General features: G+C 46.0%; 24 protein-coding genes. 12 read left to right on the forward strand and 12 right to left on the reverse strand.

Features of this window, described 5'->3' with window-relative positions:
* Window positions 1-142: 142 nt before the first annotated feature.
* Together glcT and SFC66_RS15495 are read right to left on the reverse strand one after the other, a co-directional pair.
* Complete coding sequence (gene glcT / locus SFC66_RS15490) at window positions 143-985, reverse strand: glucose PTS transporter transcription antiterminator GlcT (RefSeq protein WP_411219631.1); 843 nt, start codon at window positions 983-985, stop codon at window positions 143-145.
* Between the two features lie 125 nt (window positions 986-1,110).
* Window positions 1,111-1,605: a hypothetical protein gene (locus tag SFC66_RS15495; RefSeq protein WP_411219632.1), complete on the reverse strand. Its 495-nt coding sequence runs from the start codon at window positions 1,603-1,605 to the stop codon at window positions 1,111-1,113.
* A 166-nt stretch (window positions 1,606-1,771) separates the two neighbouring features.
* Here SFC66_RS15495 and SFC66_RS15500 point away from each other — a divergent pair, with 166 nt between their 5' ends.
* The gene (locus SFC66_RS15500; protein ID WP_411219633.1) at window positions 1,772-2,881 is read left to right on the forward strand and encodes an NADH-dependent flavin oxidoreductase; all 1,110 of its coding nucleotides are present in this window, start codon (window positions 1,772-1,774) and stop codon (window positions 2,879-2,881) included.
* Between the two features lie 60 nt (window positions 2,882-2,941).
* Window positions 2,942-3,292, forward strand: a complete 351-nt coding sequence (locus SFC66_RS15505) for a DUF3846 domain-containing protein (protein WP_411219634.1) — start codon at window positions 2,942-2,944, stop codon at window positions 3,290-3,292.
* A gap of 34 nt (window positions 3,293-3,326) precedes the next feature.
* Here SFC66_RS15505 and SFC66_RS15510 read toward each other — a convergent pair whose 3' ends face one another.
* Together SFC66_RS15510 and SFC66_RS15515 are read right to left on the reverse strand one after the other, a co-directional pair.
* Window positions 3,327-4,502 carry an aminotransferase gene (locus SFC66_RS15510; protein ID WP_411219635.1) on the reverse strand — a complete coding sequence of 392 codons (1,176 nt, stop codon included), beginning with the start codon at window positions 4,500-4,502 and terminating at the stop codon, window positions 3,327-3,329.
* Complete coding sequence (locus SFC66_RS15515) at window positions 4,499-4,996, reverse strand: Lrp/AsnC family transcriptional regulator (protein ID WP_411219636.1); 498 nt, start codon at window positions 4,994-4,996, stop codon at window positions 4,499-4,501. Before SFC66_RS15515 ends, SFC66_RS15510 begins: the two co-directional genes overlap by 4 nt.
* A 276-nt stretch (window positions 4,997-5,272) precedes the next feature.
* Here SFC66_RS15515 and SFC66_RS15520 point away from each other — a divergent pair, with 276 nt between their 5' ends.
* Window positions 5,273-6,382 carry an NAD(P)/FAD-dependent oxidoreductase gene (locus SFC66_RS15520; protein WP_411219637.1) on the forward strand — a complete coding sequence of 370 codons (1,110 nt, stop codon included), beginning with the start codon at window positions 5,273-5,275 and terminating at the stop codon, window positions 6,380-6,382.
* Between the two features lie 13 nt (window positions 6,383-6,395).
* Here the strand turns inward: SFC66_RS15520 and SFC66_RS15525 are convergent, their stop codons facing one another.
* The gene (locus SFC66_RS15525; protein WP_411219638.1) at window positions 6,396-6,866 is read right to left on the reverse strand and encodes a GNAT family N-acetyltransferase; all 471 of its coding nucleotides are present in this window, start codon (window positions 6,864-6,866) and stop codon (window positions 6,396-6,398) included.
* A 96-nt stretch (window positions 6,867-6,962) separates the two neighbouring features.
* Between SFC66_RS15525 and SFC66_RS15530 the strand changes: the two genes are divergently transcribed.
* The 3 genes from SFC66_RS15530 (at window position 6,963) to SFC66_RS15540 (ending at window position 9,031) form a co-directional block, all read left to right on the forward strand.
* Window positions 6,963-7,829: a LysR family transcriptional regulator gene (locus tag SFC66_RS15530; RefSeq protein WP_411219639.1), complete on the forward strand. Its 867-nt coding sequence runs from the start codon at window positions 6,963-6,965 to the stop codon at window positions 7,827-7,829.
* A gap of 120 nt (window positions 7,830-7,949) precedes the next feature.
* On the forward strand, window positions 7,950-8,330 hold the full coding sequence (locus SFC66_RS15535; protein ID WP_411219640.1) for a CidA/LrgA family protein: 381 nt from the start codon (window positions 7,950-7,952) through the stop codon (window positions 8,328-8,330).
* On the forward strand, window positions 8,327-9,031 hold the full coding sequence (locus tag SFC66_RS15540) for an LrgB family protein (protein ID WP_411219641.1): 705 nt from the start codon (window positions 8,327-8,329) through the stop codon (window positions 9,029-9,031). The genes SFC66_RS15535 and SFC66_RS15540 overlap by 4 nt, the downstream gene beginning before the upstream one ends.
* Window positions 9,032-9,066: 35 nt before the next feature.
* On the opposite strand, the gene SFC66_RS15545 is transcribed toward SFC66_RS15540, so the two are convergent.
* Together SFC66_RS15545 and SFC66_RS15550 are read right to left on the reverse strand one after the other, a co-directional pair.
* A complete protein-coding gene (locus SFC66_RS15545; protein WP_411219642.1) occupies window positions 9,067-9,471 on the reverse strand; it encodes a disulfide oxidoreductase in 405 nt (134 codons plus the stop codon).
* A complete protein-coding gene (locus tag SFC66_RS15550; RefSeq protein ID WP_411219643.1) occupies window positions 9,471-10,154 on the reverse strand; it encodes a DsbA family protein in 684 nt (227 codons plus the stop codon). The genes SFC66_RS15545 and SFC66_RS15550 overlap by 1 nt, the downstream gene beginning before the upstream one ends.
* 235 nt (window positions 10,155-10,389) lie before the next feature.
* Between SFC66_RS15550 and SFC66_RS15555 the strand changes: the two genes are divergently transcribed.
* The gene (locus tag SFC66_RS15555; RefSeq protein WP_411219644.1) at window positions 10,390-12,276 is read left to right on the forward strand and encodes an FUSC family protein; all 1,887 of its coding nucleotides are present in this window, start codon (window positions 10,390-10,392) and stop codon (window positions 12,274-12,276) included.
* Between the two features lie 95 nt (window positions 12,277-12,371).
* Window positions 12,372-13,823, forward strand: a complete 1,452-nt coding sequence (locus SFC66_RS15560; protein WP_411219645.1) for an NAD(P)H-binding protein — start codon at window positions 12,372-12,374, stop codon at window positions 13,821-13,823.
* 37 nt (window positions 13,824-13,860) lie between these two features.
* Here the strand turns inward: SFC66_RS15560 and SFC66_RS15565 are convergent, their stop codons facing one another.
* The 4 genes from SFC66_RS15565 to SFC66_RS15580 all read right to left on the reverse strand — a co-directional run bounded on the left by SFC66_RS15565 (window position 13,861) and on the right by SFC66_RS15580 (window position 16,278).
* Window positions 13,861-14,367 carry an LURP-one-related/scramblase family protein gene (locus tag SFC66_RS15565; protein ID WP_411219646.1) on the reverse strand — a complete coding sequence of 169 codons (507 nt, stop codon included), beginning with the start codon at window positions 14,365-14,367 and terminating at the stop codon, window positions 13,861-13,863.
* Window positions 14,368-14,538: 171 nt separating this feature from the next.
* The gene (locus tag SFC66_RS15570; RefSeq protein WP_411219647.1) at window positions 14,539-15,675 is read right to left on the reverse strand and encodes a zinc-dependent alcohol dehydrogenase; all 1,137 of its coding nucleotides are present in this window, start codon (window positions 15,673-15,675) and stop codon (window positions 14,539-14,541) included.
* Window positions 15,672-16,055 (reverse strand): spore coat protein, encoded by a 384-nt coding sequence (locus tag SFC66_RS15575; protein ID WP_411219648.1) that lies wholly within the window; start codon window positions 16,053-16,055, stop codon window positions 15,672-15,674. The genes SFC66_RS15570 and SFC66_RS15575 overlap by 4 nt, the downstream gene beginning before the upstream one ends.
* Window positions 16,048-16,278, reverse strand: coding sequence for a spore coat protein (locus tag SFC66_RS15580; RefSeq protein ID WP_411219649.1), 231 nt, complete (start codon window positions 16,276-16,278; stop codon window positions 16,048-16,050). The genes SFC66_RS15575 and SFC66_RS15580 overlap by 8 nt, the downstream gene beginning before the upstream one ends.
* A 109-nt stretch (window positions 16,279-16,387) precedes the next feature.
* Here SFC66_RS15580 and SFC66_RS15585 point away from each other — a divergent pair, with 109 nt between their 5' ends.
* The 4 genes from SFC66_RS15585 to SFC66_RS15600 all read left to right on the forward strand — a co-directional run bounded on the left by SFC66_RS15585 (window position 16,388) and on the right by SFC66_RS15600 (window position 18,768).
* On the forward strand, window positions 16,388-16,591 hold the full coding sequence (locus SFC66_RS15585; RefSeq protein ID WP_411219650.1) for a hypothetical protein: 204 nt from the start codon (window positions 16,388-16,390) through the stop codon (window positions 16,589-16,591).
* Window positions 16,584-16,883: a spore coat protein gene (locus SFC66_RS15590; protein WP_411219651.1), complete on the forward strand. Its 300-nt coding sequence runs from the start codon at window positions 16,584-16,586 to the stop codon at window positions 16,881-16,883. The genes SFC66_RS15585 and SFC66_RS15590 overlap by 8 nt, the downstream gene beginning before the upstream one ends.
* A 124-nt stretch (window positions 16,884-17,007) precedes the next feature.
* The gene (locus SFC66_RS15595; protein WP_411219652.1) at window positions 17,008-17,754 is read left to right on the forward strand and encodes an NADPH-dependent oxidoreductase; all 747 of its coding nucleotides are present in this window, start codon (window positions 17,008-17,010) and stop codon (window positions 17,752-17,754) included.
* A 30-nt stretch (window positions 17,755-17,784) separates the two neighbouring features.
* Window positions 17,785-18,768 carry an LLM class flavin-dependent oxidoreductase gene (locus tag SFC66_RS15600; RefSeq protein ID WP_411219653.1) on the forward strand — a complete coding sequence of 328 codons (984 nt, stop codon included), beginning with the start codon at window positions 17,785-17,787 and terminating at the stop codon, window positions 18,766-18,768.
* Window positions 18,769-18,837: 69 nt separating this feature from the next.
* Here the strand turns inward: SFC66_RS15600 and SFC66_RS15605 are convergent, their stop codons facing one another.
* Window positions 18,838-19,380 (reverse strand): general stress protein, encoded by a 543-nt coding sequence (locus SFC66_RS15605; RefSeq protein ID WP_411219654.1) that lies wholly within the window; start codon window positions 19,378-19,380, stop codon window positions 18,838-18,840.
* Between the last annotated feature and the right edge of the window lie 2 nt (window positions 19,381-19,382).

Raw genomic sequence — 19,382 nt, forward strand, 5'->3', positions numbered from 1 at the left:
CTATGTGATAACGGTTACAATATAGTCAATAAAAAAGACATGAGCGATAAAGAAGTTGACACAAAAAGAATGATATTCTTTTTGCGCATCCTTTTATCCTCATGCCTGATCTGAGCAGTTACACGTATAAATGCAATGCACATTATAATTTATTGGTTAAACGGTACAGATGCAAAGTGAGATAGACCGTCTCCGCTTCTTGCACTGGACGTTTTAACGTTTGCTGTAATATTTTGACTAGCTTCCATGCAGTATTATAGCACAGCGGATACTCATTTTTCAAGAGAGTCGTGATCTTATCCGGCTCACGGACTTCCTCACCCCGCTTTATCCGATCGATTGCAAAACGGAAATGACGGACAAGCCTGATATAATTGATGCTTTCCCGATCGACTGTAATGGCAAGACTTTTTTCGATAACCTGGAACATCTGCGCGATGAGCCTTGTATACTGACTCAACTCCCCAACCGGCTGATTGATACAGGCACTGTGAATATGCAAGGCTATGAAACCGACTTCCCCCTCCGGAAGCTCGATTCCGAGACGTTCGTTCAATACGGAAACTGCCTCACTTGCCACAGTATATTCCTTTGGATAGATGAATTTCGTTTCGACAGCGAATGGGTTCTTGATGTCCAAGCCTTGATCGAGCCTTTTCATCGCAAAAGCCAAATGATCTGTCAAACCAACGTGAATATGCTCATTCAGCGGATGCTCCATCCGTTCCGCTATTAAATGAATCACATCATTCATCACTGCTACAAGCTCTTCATCGATATGATCCAGCATTTGTTTGTAGCTAGTTTGTTCCTTTTCATCTTGCAGGACAAACAGCTTCTCAAATGCGCCTTCTTCCAGTCTGCTGCCTTCTTTTTTTCCGAAACCAACTCCTTTACCGATCAGCACAACTTCTTTCGCAGCTTCATTTTCAGCAATGAGTACATTATTATTCAGTACCTTTTGGACAGAAAAGGATTTCCCCATAAGCTATCTCCTTTTATTATGCATATCGATATTGTAATAGATATTTAGTCCTTTGTGTAACTTTTTGAATCCGCTTTCTTTCCTATATAGAAAAAATGTATAGCTATTTTTTGCTATACATTTCTTTATACTGGCTCAGGTATCGATGTATGCAATAATAAATCCGCAAAATTACGCGTGACCGGCAAGGCGTCGTCCAAGCTTCGGGAAGTGCCATATGCATAAAGGAAAGGACTGTGCTTCCTTTTCTTTATGGCCACCCTCAAGCTTGCTTCCTTGTATTTTTCCCGGACATCCATACAAGCCAGCAGCTGGTCGAATGTCAAAATGGCAATCTCGCCGCCCAGCAAGTCTTTTTTACTGCAAATCAATACAAAGAGCTGCTTCCGTTCTTCATCCGACCATTGCAGCAGCCGTGTTCTTTCTTCTTCTGAAAAGCGGAAATTCCATGTACTGGTCGCACTTGTCGCATATTTGGAATACACTTTCACCCGGTTCGAATTTGTCTCCAGCTGATATACCCGCCTCTCCTTGCTTTCCTCGATCAGCGCCGGCACTATCTGCATGGATACGAGCTTGGAGAGAAAGGCACCATAATAATAATCGTATTTGTTCAGCATACTATCGTTGCTCCTGTCTGTGTTGTTCCAACAGTATAGCATGTTACCCGTCATATTTGCAGACAGACCTGTTACAAAAAATAACTCACTTACGAATGAGCATTTTGTTTGCTACCTTTTTCACAAGGCACTAGAATAAAGTCCATATAAAGGAGGAATATTTCCCATGAATGAAAAATACGCTTCTCTTTTCGAGAGTTTGACTTTACCAAATGGCGTTACGTTGAAAAACCGCTTCGTACTCGCTCCGATGACACATTACTCTTCCAATCCTGATGGTACGATTTCAGATCAGGAACTTCCATATATCGCACAGCGTTCCAAGGATATCGGCTTGGTGATCACGGCTGCGTCCAACGTATCCGATAGCGGAAAAGCTTTCCCAGGTCAGCCTTCCATCGCTCATGATACAGATATTCCTGGACTGAAAAAACAGGTGGACGTGATCAAAGCTGAAGGAGCAAAAGCAATCATCCAGCTGCATCACGGCGGACGGGAAGCCGTTGCTGATCTAGTCCCTAATGGGGATATCGTTGCTCCAAGCGCTGTCGAGAAAGAAGGCGCTGCTACACCACGTGCATTGGAAACTGCAGAAGTACAGCAAATCGTCGAAGATTTCGGTGAAGCGACTCGCCGTGCAATCGAAGCTGGTTTTGACGGTGTCGAAATCCATGGCGCAAACGGCTATATCATTCAGCAGTTCTTCTCTCCGTTCTCCAATCGTCGTGATGATGAGTGGGGCGAGCGCTTGCGTTTCCCATTGGCTATCATCGATAAAGTAAACGAAACGGTAGAAAAGCACGGATCCAAAGACTTCATCGTCGGTTACCGCTTCTCTCCTGAAGAACCGGAAACGCCTGGTTTGACGATGAAAGAAACATTCGAGCTAATTGATGCCCTTGTAGAAAAACCGTTGGATTATCTGCATGTATCGTTGATGGACTTCCATTCCACTGCCCGCCGCGGTGCTGATACGAATGCGAAACGCATCGACTTGATCCAAGAGCGGATCAATGGACGGATTCCATTGATCGGTGTTGGATCCTTATATACTGCTGACGATGTAGCTGCAGCAAAAGCAACTGGTGTACCACTGATTGCTCTGGGACGTGAAATGCTGATCGATCCTGAATTCGCAACGAAGCTGAAAGAAGGACGCGAAGATGAAATCATCAGCTTGATCGATCCTGCCCGCGCAGATCATCATGGTCTTACAGATACGCTTTGGAATATTGTTTTGCAAACAAAAGGCTGGGTTCCGACAAAAGCAGAGTAATAGCGAAGCGCATCCTATTATGCTTTAATGGAATAAAAGCATTCGAAGGAGAGAGCCCTCATGGCAAAAATATCAGCACTAGTATTGAAACCAGAAAGAGACTTTGCTGCAAAGTCCGTCCCATCAGACCCGCAAGGCATCCAAAAATTCGTCGGCGGCTCACCGATCATGACAAGATTGGTTGAGGGAATCGTTGTCGTCAGCAATGAAAATGCTACCGAAAACGACCCATTGAACTTCACCATTTTCCAGCGTCATAATGACCATGTTCATGAACTTGGCAAACTATATGGTGATGCTGTATTCGCAGCAGAATCAGAAAAAGGATTGACTAGTCTTGACAAGGATCAGAAACAAGCTGTTAAAGACTGGTTCCAATTCGGTCGGGATAGACTACTATTGAATGAATAAGCGAAAACCCTCTCATCATTTGAGAGGGTTTTTCTTATGCAAGCTGTTTTTCAACAAACCGCTTTATTCTCTTCATCGCTTCTGTCAGCTGTTTCATCGAAGTTGCATACGAACAGCGGATATAACCTTCTCCACTCTCCCCGAACACACTTCCAGGTACGACGGCAACCTTTTCTTCCATCAACAATGCTTCGGCAAAAGCTTCGGAAGTCATCCCGGTTTCTTTGATGGATGGGAAAATATAAAAAGCTCCGCCTGGTCTGTTCGTCATCAAGCCCATTTCCTCGAAAGCTGTTGTAACGAAATTCCGACGCTGACGATAGCTCTTCCTCATATGCTCCACACTTGCAGCTCCGCTGCGCAGCGCTTCGACAGCACCATATTGTGCCATCGTCGGCGCACACATGATTGTATACTGATGGATCTTGGTCATCGCTTGGATCAGTTCGGCAGGACCTGCAGCATAACCGAGCCTCCAGCCTGTCATCGCAAACGATTTCGAAAATCCGGATATAAGGACGGTACGTTCCTGCATATTCGGCAAGCTTGCGAAACTGACATAATCAGCATCATAACTTAGCTCAGCATAAATCTCATCAGAAAGGACGACCAAGTCATGTGCTTCCACAAGCTCCGCAATCGGCAGCAGCTCCTCCCGATTCAGCATGGTTCCTGTCGGGTTATTCGGATTGCACAAGATGATGGCCTTCGTTTTTGACGTAAGGGCACTCTCCAGTTCTTCTGGCTGCAGCTTGAAACCGTTTTTCGATTTTGTCCCGACTGATACCGGTATACCGCCTGCCAGGCTCACCGCGGAGGCATAGGCCACGAAACATGGCTCGACGATGATGACTTCATCCCCTGGATTCAAGATAGCCCGAAGTGCAATGTCGATGGCTTGGCTGGCCCCGACCGTCACAATCACCTCGTCCGCTGGGCGATAAGATACGGAATAAGTTGTTTTAAGATATTCAGCTATCAATTCACGCAGCTCCAACAGACCTGCATTGGCCGTGTACGCAGTATACCCCTGCTCGAGCGAGTGATAGCTTGCTTCAATGACATTCCATGGTGTTACGAAATCCGGTTCACCGACACCAAGAGAAATGACATTTTCCATTGTCGATGCCAAATCGAAAAAGCGGCGGATTCCTGATGGCTTCAATGCATCAACATGTTCCGCAATAAAACGGCTTGTATCGGAACTCATGGAGTCACCGGCATTCTGCGATCATTTTCGTCATCCTCACCGAAGATGATGCCATCATGTTTATATTTTTTCAGGATGAAGTGTGTTGTCGTCGAAATGACAGTATCCAAAGTGGACAGCTTCTCGGAGACAAACCGCGCCACTTGGGACATCGTTTTTCCTTCCACCGAAACGGACAGATCATAAGCACCAGACATCAGATAGACAGCTTTTACTTCCGGAAATCGGTAAATCCGCTCGGCCACATCATCGAATCCTTTACCGCGTATCGGTGTCACTTTGACATCGATCATGGCAGTCACACCCTCATGACCGCGTACCTCAGCCCAATCTATCAATGTGGAATAACCATGGACAATTTGCATTTCCTCGAATTTAGTGATGGCTGTTTCCACTTCTTCCGCGGAAAGCTCCACCATACGCGCTATCGTATGTACATCCATCCTGCCGTTTTTTTCTAATAGCTCTAATATTTCTATCTCTTTCTTATCCAATTCTGTCACTCCTCCAGTAATTTAATGATGTGATTCCATTTTATCTGAAAACAAAGAATTGAGAAACCGTAAACGGATACACCATTGTCATATCAGCCACTAATATGTAGTTGTTTATAAAATAAGAAATGCTATGTTTGGTACAACGCACATATTCCTCAGTGCCATTTTTGTTCAATTGCCATCTCACTACGATATATCATTCGAATATAATACTGAAAAAAGTGTGAATATGCTATGGTATATTGTAGCTAAATGAAGAAAAGGATGTTCAACATGCATATTGCAATCATAGGAGCAGGAATAGCGGGATCGGTCACTGCTTATAAACTGGCCAAAGCAGGCATGCAGGTAACCGTGATCGATCGCTTCGACACGGGGCAAGCAACAGATGCAGCAGCCGGGATTGTATGTCCGTGGCTGTCACAACGGCGGAATAAAGATTGGTATCAGCTTGCCAAAGGCGGTGCCCGTTATTATCCAGAAATAATCGAAGAGCTGCGTCTCGATGGCGAAGAAGAAACAGGATATGCCCGGGTAGGCGCCTTAAGTTTGCATCAAGATGCAAAGAAGCTAGATGCTATGCAAAAGCGAGCAGAAAAACGAAAAGCAGATGCACCGGAAATCGGTGAAATCACCTTGCTGGATGAACACAAGGCGCGCCAGCTTTTCCCTTTGCTTGCACCGGGGTACGGTGCGGTACATGTAAGCGGAGCTGCTCGTGTCGACGGCCGGGCATTGCGCAACAGCTTGCACCGGGCCGCTAAGAAATACAATGCCCGCTTCATAACAGCCGAAGCTCGCCTTTCCATGAAGACAGGCCAAATTGCCGTCACAGCCGGTAAGGAGGAATTCCATCCCGATCAAGTCGTCGTCACAGCTGGCGCTTGGGCAAAGTCGCTGTTGGAGCCATTAGGTTATTCCCTGCAAGTCAGCTTCCAAAAAGCACAAATCTGCCATTTACAGCTGCAGGATACCAAAACAGAAAATTGGCCTGTGGTCATGCCCCCAAATGACCAGTATCTGCTCACTTTCCCTGACGGTCGAGTTGTAGCTGGTGCCACGCATGAAAATGATACTGATATGGATACAAACATCACAGCCGGAGGCGTGCATGAAGTATTGTCAAAAGCAATAGGAATTGCCCCAGGACTGACCGAGGCAGGATTGACGGAGACAAGAGTAGGCTTCCGTCCCTTTACACCTGGTTTCCTGCCGGTGTTCGGCCGCATGCCAAACCATCAAAATCTGTTTGTAATGAATGGACTCGGTGCATCAGGTCTTACGATGGGCCCGTTTGTAGCCTCCCAGCTCACCAAGCTGATAGCAGGTCAAGAAACTGATATCGATATATCAGCTTATGATCCAGAAGGTGCGTTAATATAATAGGAGCCCATGCTCAGCATGGGCTCTTTACCATGATCAAAAACAATAAACCGTCCGATTCCCGTTCAAAACGATCGATTTGCCGGAACCCTGACTTTTCATACAAACGGACAGCACGTTCGTTGAATGCCGCCACAGTAAGGCGGAAGTGATTTCTTGCGACATTCTTCTTGATCCACTTTTGAATTTCATCAAAAAACGGCAATCCTCTTCCTTGTCCTGTCTTCCCGGGCGCCATACCAATACCAATATCCACAAACGATGTGTCACTATAATCCCCGCCCGGCACCTGTGCATCTTCCCCAACACAAAAATACCCAAGTAAATGCCCATTTTCGTATACGCCATAATAGTCACCTACCATGAGCATCATGACGGCACCCTCTGTGTAGGTAAGGTTATACAGATCATAAGGAGGTTCATACTGCCAATGCAGGACCGCATACGCCTCATCAGCAGTTAATGATTTTATTTCATATCCCATCAAAAGGACTCCTTCTACTTGTTAATGCTTGTATTATAGCATTTCTCATTCCCCGTGAAATGGGTATACTGATAGATAAGAAAGGACGGTATGTTTATGGAACTACGACAGCTGCGCTATTTGGTGGAAATCGTCAAACAAAAAAGGCTCACAAAAGCAGCCGAAAGCTTGCATGTCTCCCAACCGGCTCTCAGCAAGACTATCAAGAGCTTGGAAGAGGAATTGGGCATCACATTGTTTAATCGTACAAACAAAGCCACTACATTGACTGATGCCGGAAAGATTGTACATACGTATGCTCAGCAGGTGCTTTCCCAATTGGATGAAATGCAGACAACGCTGCAGGATCTTACCGATTTGAAGCAAGGCGCTGTCACCATTGGTATTCCGCCGATCATCGGCAGCCTGTTCTTCCCTAAAGTGATGGCTCGCTTTCACCAGACCTATCCGAATGTTACGATCAATATTACCGAATACGGGGCTGCCCGCGTTGTGAAAGCAGTGGATGAAGGGGAATTCGAACTTGGAGTAGCCGTTCTTCCGCTTGATGAAGCAGAGTTCAATTATTATCCAATCGTAGAAGAAGATATGAAGCTGATGGTCCACCGCGAACATCCGCTGGCCGATCGGGAGCTGGTTGAGCTCAAAGAATTGAAAAATGAGGATTTCATCTTTTATAATGAGGAATTTGCTTTGCACGATATCATGCGGAAACGCTGCATCGAAGAAGGCTTTGAGCCTCATATCCTGTTCAAGAGTGCACAATGGGATTTCATCAGTGAAATGGTGGCAGCAAACCTCGGCGTCAGCCTGCTTCCAGAGTCGATTTGCAACCGCACTTACAATGCCGACATTCGTATCATCGATTTAACACCTTCCATCCCATGGAATTTAGCAATCATAACAAAGAAAGACAGATATATCTCCTATGCTGGAAGAAGGTTCATCGAATTTTTCCTTTAAGTTGATATAACTAAAAGTTATACACAATATAAAATATATGTATTTTACGAATACGCGAGACCGCAGTATGATTAAATTATCAAATAAAGTTACCGATAATTTAATCTAGGAGGAAGAAATATGGTACGCAAAACGATTACCATGCTTTCTCAGCTAGCGATCATTCACGTATTTTATTTTGCCGGTGTCGGCTTAGCACATATATTATCTCTTCCAGTACCAGGCTCAATTGTAGGTCTGGTCTTGTTATTACTAAGCTTGTTTGCAGGCATCATCAAACTGGAGTGGATCGAAAAAGCAGGAGGCTGGCTTTTGGCTGAACTTCTGCTTTTCTTTGTCCCTTCTGCTGTCGGCATATTGAATTACAAAGAGATATTGAACTGGCAAGGACTTGAGACCGTTCTACTGATCCTGATCAGTACATTCATCGTGATGGCCGCTACCGGGTTCACTGCTGAGAAGCTTTACAAACGAAAAAGGAAAGGAGGACACACTTCATGACGACTGCACTTACCATATTGATAGGCACCATCGTAACGTATGTCATATACCGCTTTTCAAAAGTCGTGTATAAAAAATGGCCGCTGCCTTTCTTTCACCCATTGCTGCTGTGTCCCCTTATCTTGATCGGCATCATTCAATCATCCCATTTGGATCCGAGCGATTATGCTTTATCTTCCAGCGTATGGACACATATGCTCGGACCAGCAACTGTCGCTTTTGCAATTCCCATTTATAAACACGCTCCCTTGCTGCGAAAAAACATCATGATCATTTTGGCGAGCATTGCAGCTGGTACGCTTGTTGCCATCGGTTCTTCGCTGCTGTTAAGTCTTGTGATGCGTTTCAACGGTGATTTACTGATCAGTATCCTGCCAAGATCCATCACAACTCCCATCGCAATCGAAGTATCCAAAACGATCGGCGGCTTGCCGACATTGACAACTGTCTTTGTCATCGTCACAGGTGTCACAGGCGGCATCATCGGTCCTTACGTCATCCGGCTGATGGCGCTGAAATCCCCTGTTGCCCGAGGCTTGGCACTTGGTATGGGTGCTCATGGTGTCGGAACGAACAAAGCAATGGAATATGGCGAGCAAGAAGGTACCTTCTCGACAATCGGTATGATCATGGCTGCTGCCATGACACTGGTCTGGGCCGGTTTGCTCATTCCCTCCCTCTTGCAAATCACCATTTTATGAATAAAAGCATCTGCCATGAACGGCAGATGCTTTTTTTATGCTTGTTTTTTCCGCAAAACGAACATGCAGACTGTAATGATCACGAAAGCAGTGAATGCCAGCAACGGAATTGTTATGAATCCAAGCCAGTTAATATAATGTCCAGAACACGGCACGCCCCCGGAGCAAAGACTTGCACCCTTCAATGCTGGCACTTTCTGATGCAAATAATGATATCCAGAGATCAATACTCCCAGGATACTGAGCGGCAGCACATATTTATAAATGCGCACATCATTCTTATAGAATGCTATTCCGAGAATGATAGCCAGCGGATACATCAGGATTCTCTGATACCAGCACATCGTACAAGGGACGAACTTCATGATTTCACTGAAATAAAGACTCCCAAGCATCGCGATGACTGCTGTAACCCAGCCTAAGAACAAACTCTTATTCATCAGTTTGCCTCCTGCGTTTCCTCATCCACCATCTCGATCAAGTCATTCATATCCTGACCTTCAAACAATTTACCATTGACGAAGATGGTAGGCGTACCTTTGACACCAAGATCATCTGCAAGTTTTGTGTCTGTGGAAACAGCTTTGTCGGTGCCATTATCCTGATACACTTGCAGCACTTCTTCTGCCTCTTCAGCGCTGACAACAGAGCGCAGCTTGTCCATCAAGAAGTCATCCGTGAAGCTAGTATTCAAATCTTCTGCAAAGAGCACTTCATGGAACTTCCAGAAACCGTCATCGCCAAGTACTTGATAAACAGCCTCACTGAAGCGGGCAGCCTTCTTTGAATCGTCATTGATGATCGGCATGTTCATGAAGTAGAAGCTAGCTTTACCAGTCTCAATCAGTTCCTGGTCGATCACCGGGAAGTTATTATGCTCGAACTCCTGGCAGTGGATGCATTTGTAATCACCGAATTCGATTATTTTAACCGGGGCATTTTCATCACCGAGGAATGGCTGATCGCTGTAGCTGATATCCTGTGCATCTTTGCTTCCTGAATAAGAATTAATCAAGACCAACGCTACAACCAAAAGGACAATCGCCAGGACTACCCAAACAATGACCTTGGATGCTTTGGAAGCAGCCTGTGATGTATTGCCTGCGGATTTTTTCTTTGCCATCTCACTATCTCTCCTTTATTTCAGAAATAATAGATTATATGTTTCACATATCATCATAACATTAAAATGTAAAAATGGATGCCTTGCAACACAATTGATTACAGGTATTCCATGAGCAAGTTCCTTCCTATTTACTTCATGCGTTTGAATTAGTTTGTGAATTGGATTACAATATAATAGTTCTGATTATGGCCTTTTTTTATGGGTATCACGGAAAGAAAAGAAGGGATTACACTTGAAAGAATATCATTTGCCACAGGCGCCATCCCGGCTCAGTTTACGGGATGCATTGCGTGTCAGATCCGCAGCTTACCCTTGGAACCGAGCGATCGGATCAGGTCTGGCAACCTGTTTGCCGATATTGATCGGATTTCTCCTGGGTGACATCATCCACGGATTTTCAGCTGCGCTTGGGGCTTTCACATTCATTTATATTGGAGCAGAAACATATAAGCAGCGGGCAAAGAAACTTGCCGCGGTTGCACTGTGCCTTGCAGCTGCGATGGTGCTCGGAAGCCTGCTTGCACCTTATATGATATTACTCTCCATCGTTGCAGGCATCATCGGCGTCATCGCTTTTTATGTCTTGAACACATTACAGCTTCTCATTCCGGGTCCAATGTTCTTTGTCTTGATTTTCTGCATGGCTACAGGACTGCCAACAGACCCGCATAGTGCTTGGGAGAGAGGATTATATGTGTTGCTGGGCGGAGCATTGTCTTGGCTGCTTGCCATGTCAAGCTGGCTTTGGGCGAAAAAAAGCACCGATAAGCAAATCCTTATCAAATCATACCGTCAGCTCATGGCGATGCTGCAGTCCATCGGCACCCCATCGTTTTACCAGATGCAGCATCTCACTGTGCTGACACTAAAGCAAGCCGACAAGATCATCTACGCATCCAAAAGGCAGCCGTCAGCATTTCGTCTGCACGAACTGGCAGCAGATATATTCCAAACGCTTACCCAGCTTAAAAACAGTACTATTTCCGCAGACATAAGAAAACCTCTTGAAGATCAGCTCAATGCCGTTATCGAGGCGCTTGAGGATGCAAAAGGCAATTGGCCGGCACATTCAGCATCCGAACAGCCAGTAATAAAAATGCTGCAGACCGAATTGGAAGAAGCGTATCAGCTAGCCTCGCAGCCAAAAGCAGAAAGTCGCATCCAAGTCGATACGGAATCTTCATGGAATGTGCTGCTTAACGGCATTTCCCGTACGAATATCACTGTGCGGCATGCTTTGTTCTATGGGCTCTTCATTATGATTGCTTCGCTGCTGGCTCATTGGCTAGGCTTTAATAGGCCTTACTGGGTACCGGTCGCTTGTGCCGCTGTACTGATCGGCGCCAACACTACCCTGACCATCCACCGTGCGATTCAGCGGTCCCTGGGCACCATCGTCGGTACCTTGATCGGCGGGCTGATATTGTCACTGGAGCCATCCGGCATTTATCTGATCCTTATCGTCGGTTTGCTGCAGCTAAGTGTGGAACTGGTGATTGTCCGCAACTATGTATTTGCCAATATGTTCATCGCACCTCTTGTTCTCGTTTTAGTAGAAACAATGAATCCCGGCAATACTGTTAGTTACTTTGTAACAGCAAGAGTCGTGGATACCATTGTCGGCAGCTTGATTGCTATCATAGCTGTGCTGCTATTATGGCGAGGCATCCATACTCGCTTTCTTCCAGTTATTCTGAAGGAAACGATCCTGCGCATGCAGCAGCTGCTCCGCGCCATCCAAGCCGGGGAACACGAAAAGAAACAAACCAAGAAACTGCTGAACAGTCTGCTCGAATTGCGTGCAGCATATGAAAGAAGTCTTGGTGATTTTTCAGCTTCCCAGCAGCGTGCAGAGATTCTATGGCCTGCCATCATGCACGCCCAGCATGCAGGCTACCTGCTCATGAGCTTGCGCAAACAAAAAGATAAGCTGACAGAAGGGCAATATGATGCAATTCAAAATCAGCTGGGCGGTGTCATGACGAGTCTCAATAGCCAACAGCCTATTCCAATTGAAAGATACGACGAGCTTGATGTGCAGCAAGAGCTCAACCAGCTGCAAGCGGCTTTGGCACAGCTTCATTCAACACAAAATATTGCCAAACCCGCACCAAATTGACCTTCTCTCTCCAGAGAAGGTTTTTTGTGTTACAGCCCCCTTAAAGAAGGGTACGATTAGATACAAGAACCGAAGCAGACAGGAGCGTTATAACGATGCAAACAGAACAGAAAAAAAGACCGGTCGTCGCCCTGACAGGCGCCAGCGGCTACATAGGCAGCCACCTTTTGGATAAGTTGAAACAGCGCTTCGACATCATTGCGCTATCAAGGAGCGGTGATAAGCGCGAAAACACCGAACAAGTGACGTGGCGGTCATGTGATTTGTTTTCACAAATCGATACGGAGAAAGGATTACAAGGAGCGGATATCGCCGTCTACCTTGTTCATTCCATGAGCCCTTCAGCCAAACTCACACAAGCACGATTCGAGGATATGGATGTCATTTTAGCCGATAACTTCGCCCAGGCCGCCAAGAAAAACGGGGTGAAACAGATCGTCTACCTGAGCGGCATCATACCGCCTGAACAAAAACTATCCCGCCACCTTCGCAGCCGGTTGGAAGTGGAAAAGATCCTTGGTTCATACGGCGTGCCTGTCACGACAGTAAGAGCCGGACTGATCGTCGGCCCCAAAGGTTCATCTTTCCCGATAGCCGAAAAGCTGGTCAAACGGCTGCCTGTCATGGTCTTACCAAGCTGGACAAAAACAAAGACACATCCGATTGCACTTGCGGATGTACTGACTGCTCTGCAAAAAAGCGTCGGCAACAAAGACGTTACCGATAAAGCAATCGATGTCGGAGGTCCTGAGGTCATGACGTATAAGGAAATGCTCGAACATCTCGCCGGTGTCATGGGCAGGAAACTCCGCAGCTTCAATGTCCCATTCCCGACTGTGAAACTTTCCCGTCTGTGGGTGAAACTCATAAGCGGCATGCCAAAAGCGACAGTTTATCCGTTGATCGAGAGCTTGTCGCATCCGATGGTTGCACAAAAATCCCATTACGTCGAAGGTATCAGCAATGGCAAAATCACTTTTGACGAAGCCGCCAGATCAGCACTGGAGGAAGAAGAAAAAAACAAAGCCTCCGGCAGCCAAAGCAAAAAGTCGAAGCTTCCTTCACTCCCTACGCGCCAAGATGTCCGCTCTGTACAGCGGATGCAGCTTCCTGCTGGGAAAGACGCGGATTGGGCAGCCAAACATTATATGACCTGGGTAGCCGAATCACTGCGTCCTGCTGTGCGAACTGAAGTCGATGAGAATCTTAACTGCAAAATCTATCTGAGGTTCATGCAAAAGCCGCTGCTGATTCTGTCCTACGCCAAGGAAAGAAGCACCGAGCACCGTGCCCTTTATTACATCACCGGCGGCTTGTTCGCGAATGTAAAAGAAGCACAGAATGGACGAATCGAATTCCGGCAAATACCCGGCAAACAGGAAATGATCGTAGCCATCCATGAATATTTGCCTGCCTTGCCATGGATCGTCTATAAATATACGCAAGCACCAATCCACATGCTCGTCATGTTCCTGTATCGGAAACACTTGAATCGGCTGGTTGACCGAATGCATTTGGGACTGCACGTCCCGCAACTGGCACAATAAAAGCAAAAGAGGCAGCGCATATGCACTGCCTCTTTTCTTACTCTCCCCCGCCGCCGTCAAATGCGAAGCCGCCGTTATTGTTATGCAACACCATATCCAACACAATCATCACCGCAATATACGTCAGCAGATGGGATTCATCTTCTATTTGCATTTCATATGTGTCGCCCCAGCTGAACCACTTCTTCGTCACATGCATAAGCGTCCCGTTTTCATCCGTCAGCGTATACTGATGCGCCCAAACATCGCCATCCAAATTCCAGTTTTGCGGCTTCATGGAGAAATTAGCTTTGAAGAAGGTGAAGTTTTTGGTCACCTCAGCCACTGGTTTGCCATTCTCTTCAATGATATATCTAGGCTTCAAAAAAGACAGCTGCTGCTTGATCTCAGCCAGCGGCCGATCATCAAGATCCGTGATCGTCAATCTATTCTGCCAAGAAAACAGTTTGCTTTTAACACGATAAACTTCCCGCTGATCTGCATCGAATACCGAAAAGCTATCCTTGAAGCTGAATGTCTTTTGTTTGATATAGTAAGTCGCCATTGCCGCACCTCCGCAAATTTATCTATTTCCTTCATACGAAGATGCGGGGGCATTTGTTCCCAGATATAGAAAAGTTCTTTTTTACTATTTTTACTTACTCAATGATTTTGCATTGAATGCCTTTACCCACCCGCATCTTAACAGGATTAAGATTTGGATCCCGTCATGCTTTTACGGCTTCAAGATGACCTTGATACATCCATCGGTTTTCGTATCGAATTTTTCATACCCTTCCTTCGCTTGTTCAAGGGGAAGGATGTGGGTGATGATGTCGGCTAGATCCACCTTTCGTTCCTGAAGCAAGCCATGCAAATATGGCATTGTATGAATGACAGGCGCCTGCCCGCTTTTAATGGTGACGTTACGCTGGAATATATCACCGAAAGGAAAGGCATTATAACGGCCTCCGTATGCTCCGGTCACTTGGATATTGCCGCCCTTGCGCACGCATTGAGCTGCCATGACGAATGCACCCAATGCGCCGCCTTGCAGTTTCAGTCCGCTGCCGATGAATTCCATCGGTGTCATTTTCCCATCCATGCCGACAGCATCGATGACAACATCCGCTCCGCCTTTGGTGATCTCCTTCAAATATTCCCCGGTATTTTCATGTTGCTCGAAATTGACTACTTCGACGTTGTTGGTACGTTTTGCATGCTCCAGCCGGTAATCGATGTAATCGACTGCGATGACTCGTTTGGCTCCTTTCAGCCAGGCAAATTTCTGTGCCAGCAAGCCAACCGGTCCACATCCAAAAATGATCACTGTATCACCAGGTTTTACACCGCCATTGTCCACAGACCAAAAAGCGGTAGATCCTGCATCCGCAAGCATGATCAGCTGTTCATCCGCCACTTCCGAATTGTCGGGGATTTTGAATGGCACAAAGTTTCCGTAAGGTACCCGCATGTATTCCGCTTGGCCGCCAGGATAACCACCGTTATTATCAGAGTAGCCAAAATAGGCTCCCACTTGCCCATTGTCATTGCTATTATCACATTGGCTTTCCAAATCATGCTTACAGAAGAAGCATTCCCCACAGCTCACATTGAACGGAATGACAACACGGTCTCCCTTTTTCACTTTTGTCACTTCTGGGCCGACCTCTTCCACAATTCCCATCGGTTCATGACCGATGATATAATTCTCCGGCATGTTCGGAATCATGCCATGGATCAAATGCAGATCAGAACCGCAAATCGCTGTAGCTGTCAGTTTGACAATGATATCATCCGGCTTTTTGATCGAAGGTGCTTTCACTTCTTTTACACGTACATCTTTTATTCCTTGATACGTCACTGCCTTCATTGCTGATTCTCCTTCGACTCGGTATTGGTCGGCGTCGCGAACATACCTAAACGGTCTGTATCATATGGGAACAAATCCATACTCACGACATCGATTGCGGTATTGGCAGCTTTCCGATCAAATGGGTACTGTGAATTCGGGTCAGCTGGAAACAGCCAGTCATGCTGTGCCATCAAAGCGGATATGGCACCTTGCATCTCGATCGCTTCATCCAAATGACGGATCAATGTTTGCCGCAGCACTGGATGCACAGCCTCCGTTATGGCGATTGCATAGTTATTCACTGCTGACTTAGCCGTGATGAGCATCTCTGTACAAATGGCGGAATCCATCAAATCTGGCATGCCTTTGGCGTTTTCCGGATCTAAGAAATCACGCATCTGCTTCACCTTCCTTTAAAAGCTGCGACTTACTGTACAGCTTCTCCAATTCCCGAATTTGCCTCACAGAGTTTTCCACATCTTTCTCCATCAGCTGTTTGATTTTCTGATCGAATACAACACCTTGCAAAAACTTCGCCTTCATGACTGCTGTTGTCTTGAAGTTCAGCAGCTCATGGACTTCCATCGTTTCATGCGGGGCCAGTTGCTGGTTATCACTCATCGTCCATCCTCCTTATCTGATTTCAGCTTGTCCCCGAGCAACAATTTTATGTATGAATAAAGCCGCCAGTTTCTCACAAAATAGTGTTAAAAGAGGGGGCACATCTGATATGCATCAATCCGGTATCCATGAAACGATGGAAGCAATGGAGCTGCTGAATACAGCTTGTCTTTCGCTGACAAAATCCTCAGGTATGCGATTTTTGGCAAAGGATGACGGACTGAAAACCCTGCTGAGTGCTCAGGCAGATGCAGATAAACGTCATATCCATATGCTGCAGCATTTTCTGAATCAGGAGGAACGGCATGGATAAGCTTATTGAAATACTAGGATCAGCTCGGGAAGTGACAGATCAAGTCATCGTGACTGATTTACTGGTCACTGTCAAAACCGGTATCATCAACACAGCGAAGGCTATAAATGAAACGGGAAATGAACAGCTGCGCACCAACTTGAAATCAAAGCTGCATGAACATATCGAGCAGCATGAACGCATCTTCAGCTACATGATGGAGCATGGCTATTATTATCCGCAAACACCAACCCAGCAAATCCATGTATTGAACGAGACAGCCGAAACAGTGCTCACATTGAATAAAGATTGAACTAAAAAGCACGAGCATAGCGCTCGTGCTTTGTGCTTGTAAGCTGTTCTTTTGCTTTCTATTCTTTTACCTACGTATAATATTCCATAGAGCATGTAAGTACCATGACCAATGGGAGGCTATTATGAACGACTTTATCAACCAATTGCACAATCACCGTTCTGTACGGACATTCACAGATAAAAAACTGACACCAGATCAACTCGATGCAATCATGGGAGCAGCTATCCACGCACCTAACTGGATCAATGGCCAGCAGGTTTCAGTTGTCGTCGTGACGGACAAAGAGAGGAAAAGCCGATTAGCAGAGCTTTCCGGCAATCAAAAACATATCGATGACGCAGCAGCTTTCCTTGTTTTCTGCATGGATTACAGTCGCGCCAAACATATTACGGATATGCATGATAAAAAACTTGAAGTGATGGAAAACATCGAGGCTGTACTAGTCGGCTCCACCGATGTCGGTATCGCCCTTGGCACTGCTGTTGCCGCAGCAGAATCAATGGGAATCGGCACCGTCCCGATCGGCGGCGTCCGCAGAAGCCCGGCTGAAATCTCAGAGCTGCTCGAGCTGCCGAAACTTGCTTTCCCGATCTCTGGACTAGCTATCGGCTATCCAGCCGATCCACTGCCACCGCAAAGTCCGCGAATTCCAATGGACGCTTTCTATCATAAAGAAACATATGTACAAAACCAGCAGGCAGCCGTTGAAGCAATGGATAAACAACAGCAAGAAGCCATTCAAGCTCGCACAGGTGAAACAAAAGCACATCCTTGGTCGGAACGAATTGCCGCTTTCTATTCGGAACGATATAAAGAATACGGAAAAGTAGCCGACGTTCTGAAACAAAACGGCTACGATTATAAATAAGAAGGACCAATCAGAAAGGAAGTATGAATCATGACCAAAACACCACTATCAGTCTTGGACTTATCACCAGTACCAGATAATCAAACACCAAAAGAGGCATTCGAGAACAGCAAGAAGCTGATTCAGCATACAGAAAAACTTGGATACAACCGTTACTGGGTTGCAGAACATCACAATATGCCGAGCATTGCCAGCTCTGCAACTAGTGTATTGATTGGCTATCTTGCAGGCCACAGCTCGACCATCCGTGTCGGCTCTGGCGGTGTGATGCTGCCGAACCACTCTCCATTAGTGATAGCGGAGCAATTCGGGACATTGGCAACGATGTACCCAGATCGCATCGACCTCGGTTTGGGACGTGCGCCTGGTACAGACTTCATGACAAGCCGCGCTTTACGCCGTGATGCGCATTCCAGTGCTGAGAATTTCCCGGAAGATGTCCAAGAGTTGCTGCAATACTTGGGTGATGCCAATACACCGATCAAAGCGCATCCTGGACACGGGACGCATGTGCCTGTTTATCTCTTAGGATCCAGTACATTCAGCGCCCAGCTTGCTGCAATGCTCGGGTTACCATTTGCATTTGCGAGCCACTTCGCACCAGGCGAATTGCATAATGCACTGCGTTTGTACCGCGAACGATTCCAGCCATCCGCCTATCTGGACAAACCATATGCGATGGTTACAGTCAATGGAATCGTTGCGGATACAAATGAAGAGGCCGAATTCCTGTCCACGACATTGAAGCTGAAATTCCTAAGCATCATCCGCGGCCGTTCCGGTGCATCCACCGCTCCGGTTGAAAGCATGGATCATATTTGGAACGAACAGGAAAAACTGCATGTTACCAACACGCTGACTTATTCCTTCGTTGGGGATAAAGAAAAAGTAGCCAGTGAACTAGAAGCCTTCCATGCGAAGACACAGTTTGATGAACTGATTGTTTCTGCGGATATTTACGATCAAGAAAAACGTCGCAATAGCTATACACTGCTTTCCGAACTTTGGAAGTAATCAAGTAAAAGAACCTCTATCTGAACCGCACCCCAAAAGTCAATGTCGCTCTTTGGGTGCAGTTCAATCTCAGAGGTTCTTTTTTACGTTTTTATGGAATAATCGATTGATGTCTCTTTTCATGCTAGCTTGCTTCAATGCTTTATGCTGCTTCAGATAAAGTAAATCAGCTTTGTTATCGTAGGAAAGCTGTGTATGGAAGTAGTTTATGTATTCCAAAATAGTGAAAAGATAAATACATGCAGCTATCCATATCCCCCCTGAAGGAAGCGGTGACTGCAAGCGTACAAAATCAAAGATAAAAGCAAAAGGCGGAATGGCAATAACCAGTAAGTTTAACTTCCTTAGTTTCACTAATTTACGTATTACATTTCCTGGCGTGATGATCGTCTTCTCGTCCCTGAACCTTTTGAGTTTCGCATACCAATACATGGTGCCTTGTAATAATATGAATTCCATAAGAAGGAATGCTGTCCAAAACGAAAAAAGTGAATAAAGCTTCAGACTTGGATAATGATGATTCACAAGCACGCTGGCAATCGCAAAACCGATAACGGCAAGTAATTCGCCGGAGCAGAGCTGTTTGAGTCTATTTTCTATATGCCCTTTCATCC

The organism is Terribacillus saccharophilus (genome assembly GCF_046592895.1).
Lineage (GTDB): Bacteria > Bacillota > Bacilli > Bacillales > Amphibacillaceae > Terribacillus > Terribacillus saccharophilus_D.

Excerpts from the sequence above, each read along its gene's own strand:
- SFC66_RS15540 (WP_411219641.1), top strand. The coding sequence starts at position 8,327 with ATGACGACTGCACTTACCATATTGATAGGCACCATCGTAACGTATGTC.
- SFC66_RS15520 (WP_411219637.1), top strand. The coding sequence starts at position 5,273 with ATGCATATTGCAATCATAGGAGCAGGAATAGCGGGATCGGTCACTGCT.
- SFC66_RS15590 (WP_411219651.1), top strand. The coding sequence starts at position 16,584 with ATGGATAAGCTTATTGAAATACTAGGATCAGCTCGGGAAGTGACAGAT.
- SFC66_RS15495 (WP_411219632.1), bottom strand. The coding sequence starts at position 1,605 with ATGCTGAACAAATACGATTATTATTATGGTGCCTTTCTCTCCAAGCTC.
- SFC66_RS15585 (WP_411219650.1), top strand. The coding sequence starts at position 16,388 with ATGCATCAATCCGGTATCCATGAAACGATGGAAGCAATGGAGCTGCTG.
- SFC66_RS15505 (WP_411219634.1), top strand. The coding sequence starts at position 2,942 with ATGGCAAAAATATCAGCACTAGTATTGAAACCAGAAAGAGACTTTGCT.
- SFC66_RS15595 (WP_411219652.1), top strand. The coding sequence starts at position 17,008 with ATGAACGACTTTATCAACCAATTGCACAATCACCGTTCTGTACGGACA.
- SFC66_RS15605 (WP_411219654.1), bottom strand. The coding sequence starts at position 19,380 with ATGAAAGGGCATATAGAAAATAGACTCAAACAGCTCTGCTCCGGCGAA.
- SFC66_RS15525 (WP_411219638.1), bottom strand. The coding sequence starts at position 6,866 with ATGGGATATGAAATAAAATCATTAACTGCTGATGAGGCGTATGCGGTC.
- SFC66_RS15575 (WP_411219648.1), bottom strand. The coding sequence starts at position 16,055 with ATGCGTGATTTCTTAGATCCGGAAAACGCCAAAGGCATGCCAGATTTG.
- SFC66_RS15570 (WP_411219647.1), bottom strand. The coding sequence starts at position 15,675 with ATGAAGGCAGTGACGTATCAAGGAATAAAAGATGTACGTGTAAAAGAA.
- SFC66_RS15560 (WP_411219645.1), top strand. The coding sequence starts at position 12,372 with ATGCAAACAGAACAGAAAAAAAGACCGGTCGTCGCCCTGACAGGCGCC.
- SFC66_RS15530 (WP_411219639.1), top strand. The coding sequence starts at position 6,963 with ATGGAACTACGACAGCTGCGCTATTTGGTGGAAATCGTCAAACAAAAA.
- SFC66_RS15500 (WP_411219633.1), top strand. The coding sequence starts at position 1,772 with ATGAATGAAAAATACGCTTCTCTTTTCGAGAGTTTGACTTTACCAAAT.
- SFC66_RS15545 (WP_411219642.1), bottom strand. The coding sequence starts at position 9,471 with ATGAATAAGAGTTTGTTCTTAGGCTGGGTTACAGCAGTCATCGCGATG.
- SFC66_RS15510 (WP_411219635.1), bottom strand. The coding sequence starts at position 4,502 with ATGAGTTCCGATACAAGCCGTTTTATTGCGGAACATGTTGATGCATTG.
- SFC66_RS15565 (WP_411219646.1), bottom strand. The coding sequence starts at position 14,367 with ATGGCGACTTACTATATCAAACAAAAGACATTCAGCTTCAAGGATAGC.
- SFC66_RS15535 (WP_411219640.1), top strand. The coding sequence starts at position 7,950 with ATGGTACGCAAAACGATTACCATGCTTTCTCAGCTAGCGATCATTCAC.
- SFC66_RS15600 (WP_411219653.1), top strand. The coding sequence starts at position 17,785 with ATGACCAAAACACCACTATCAGTCTTGGACTTATCACCAGTACCAGAT.
- SFC66_RS15580 (WP_411219649.1), bottom strand. The coding sequence starts at position 16,278 with ATGAGTGATAACCAGCAACTGGCCCCGCATGAAACGATGGAAGTCCAT.
- glcT (WP_411219631.1), bottom strand. The coding sequence starts at position 985 with ATGGGGAAATCCTTTTCTGTCCAAAAGGTACTGAATAATAATGTACTC.
- SFC66_RS15550 (WP_411219643.1), bottom strand. The coding sequence starts at position 10,154 with ATGGCAAAGAAAAAATCCGCAGGCAATACATCACAGGCTGCTTCCAAA.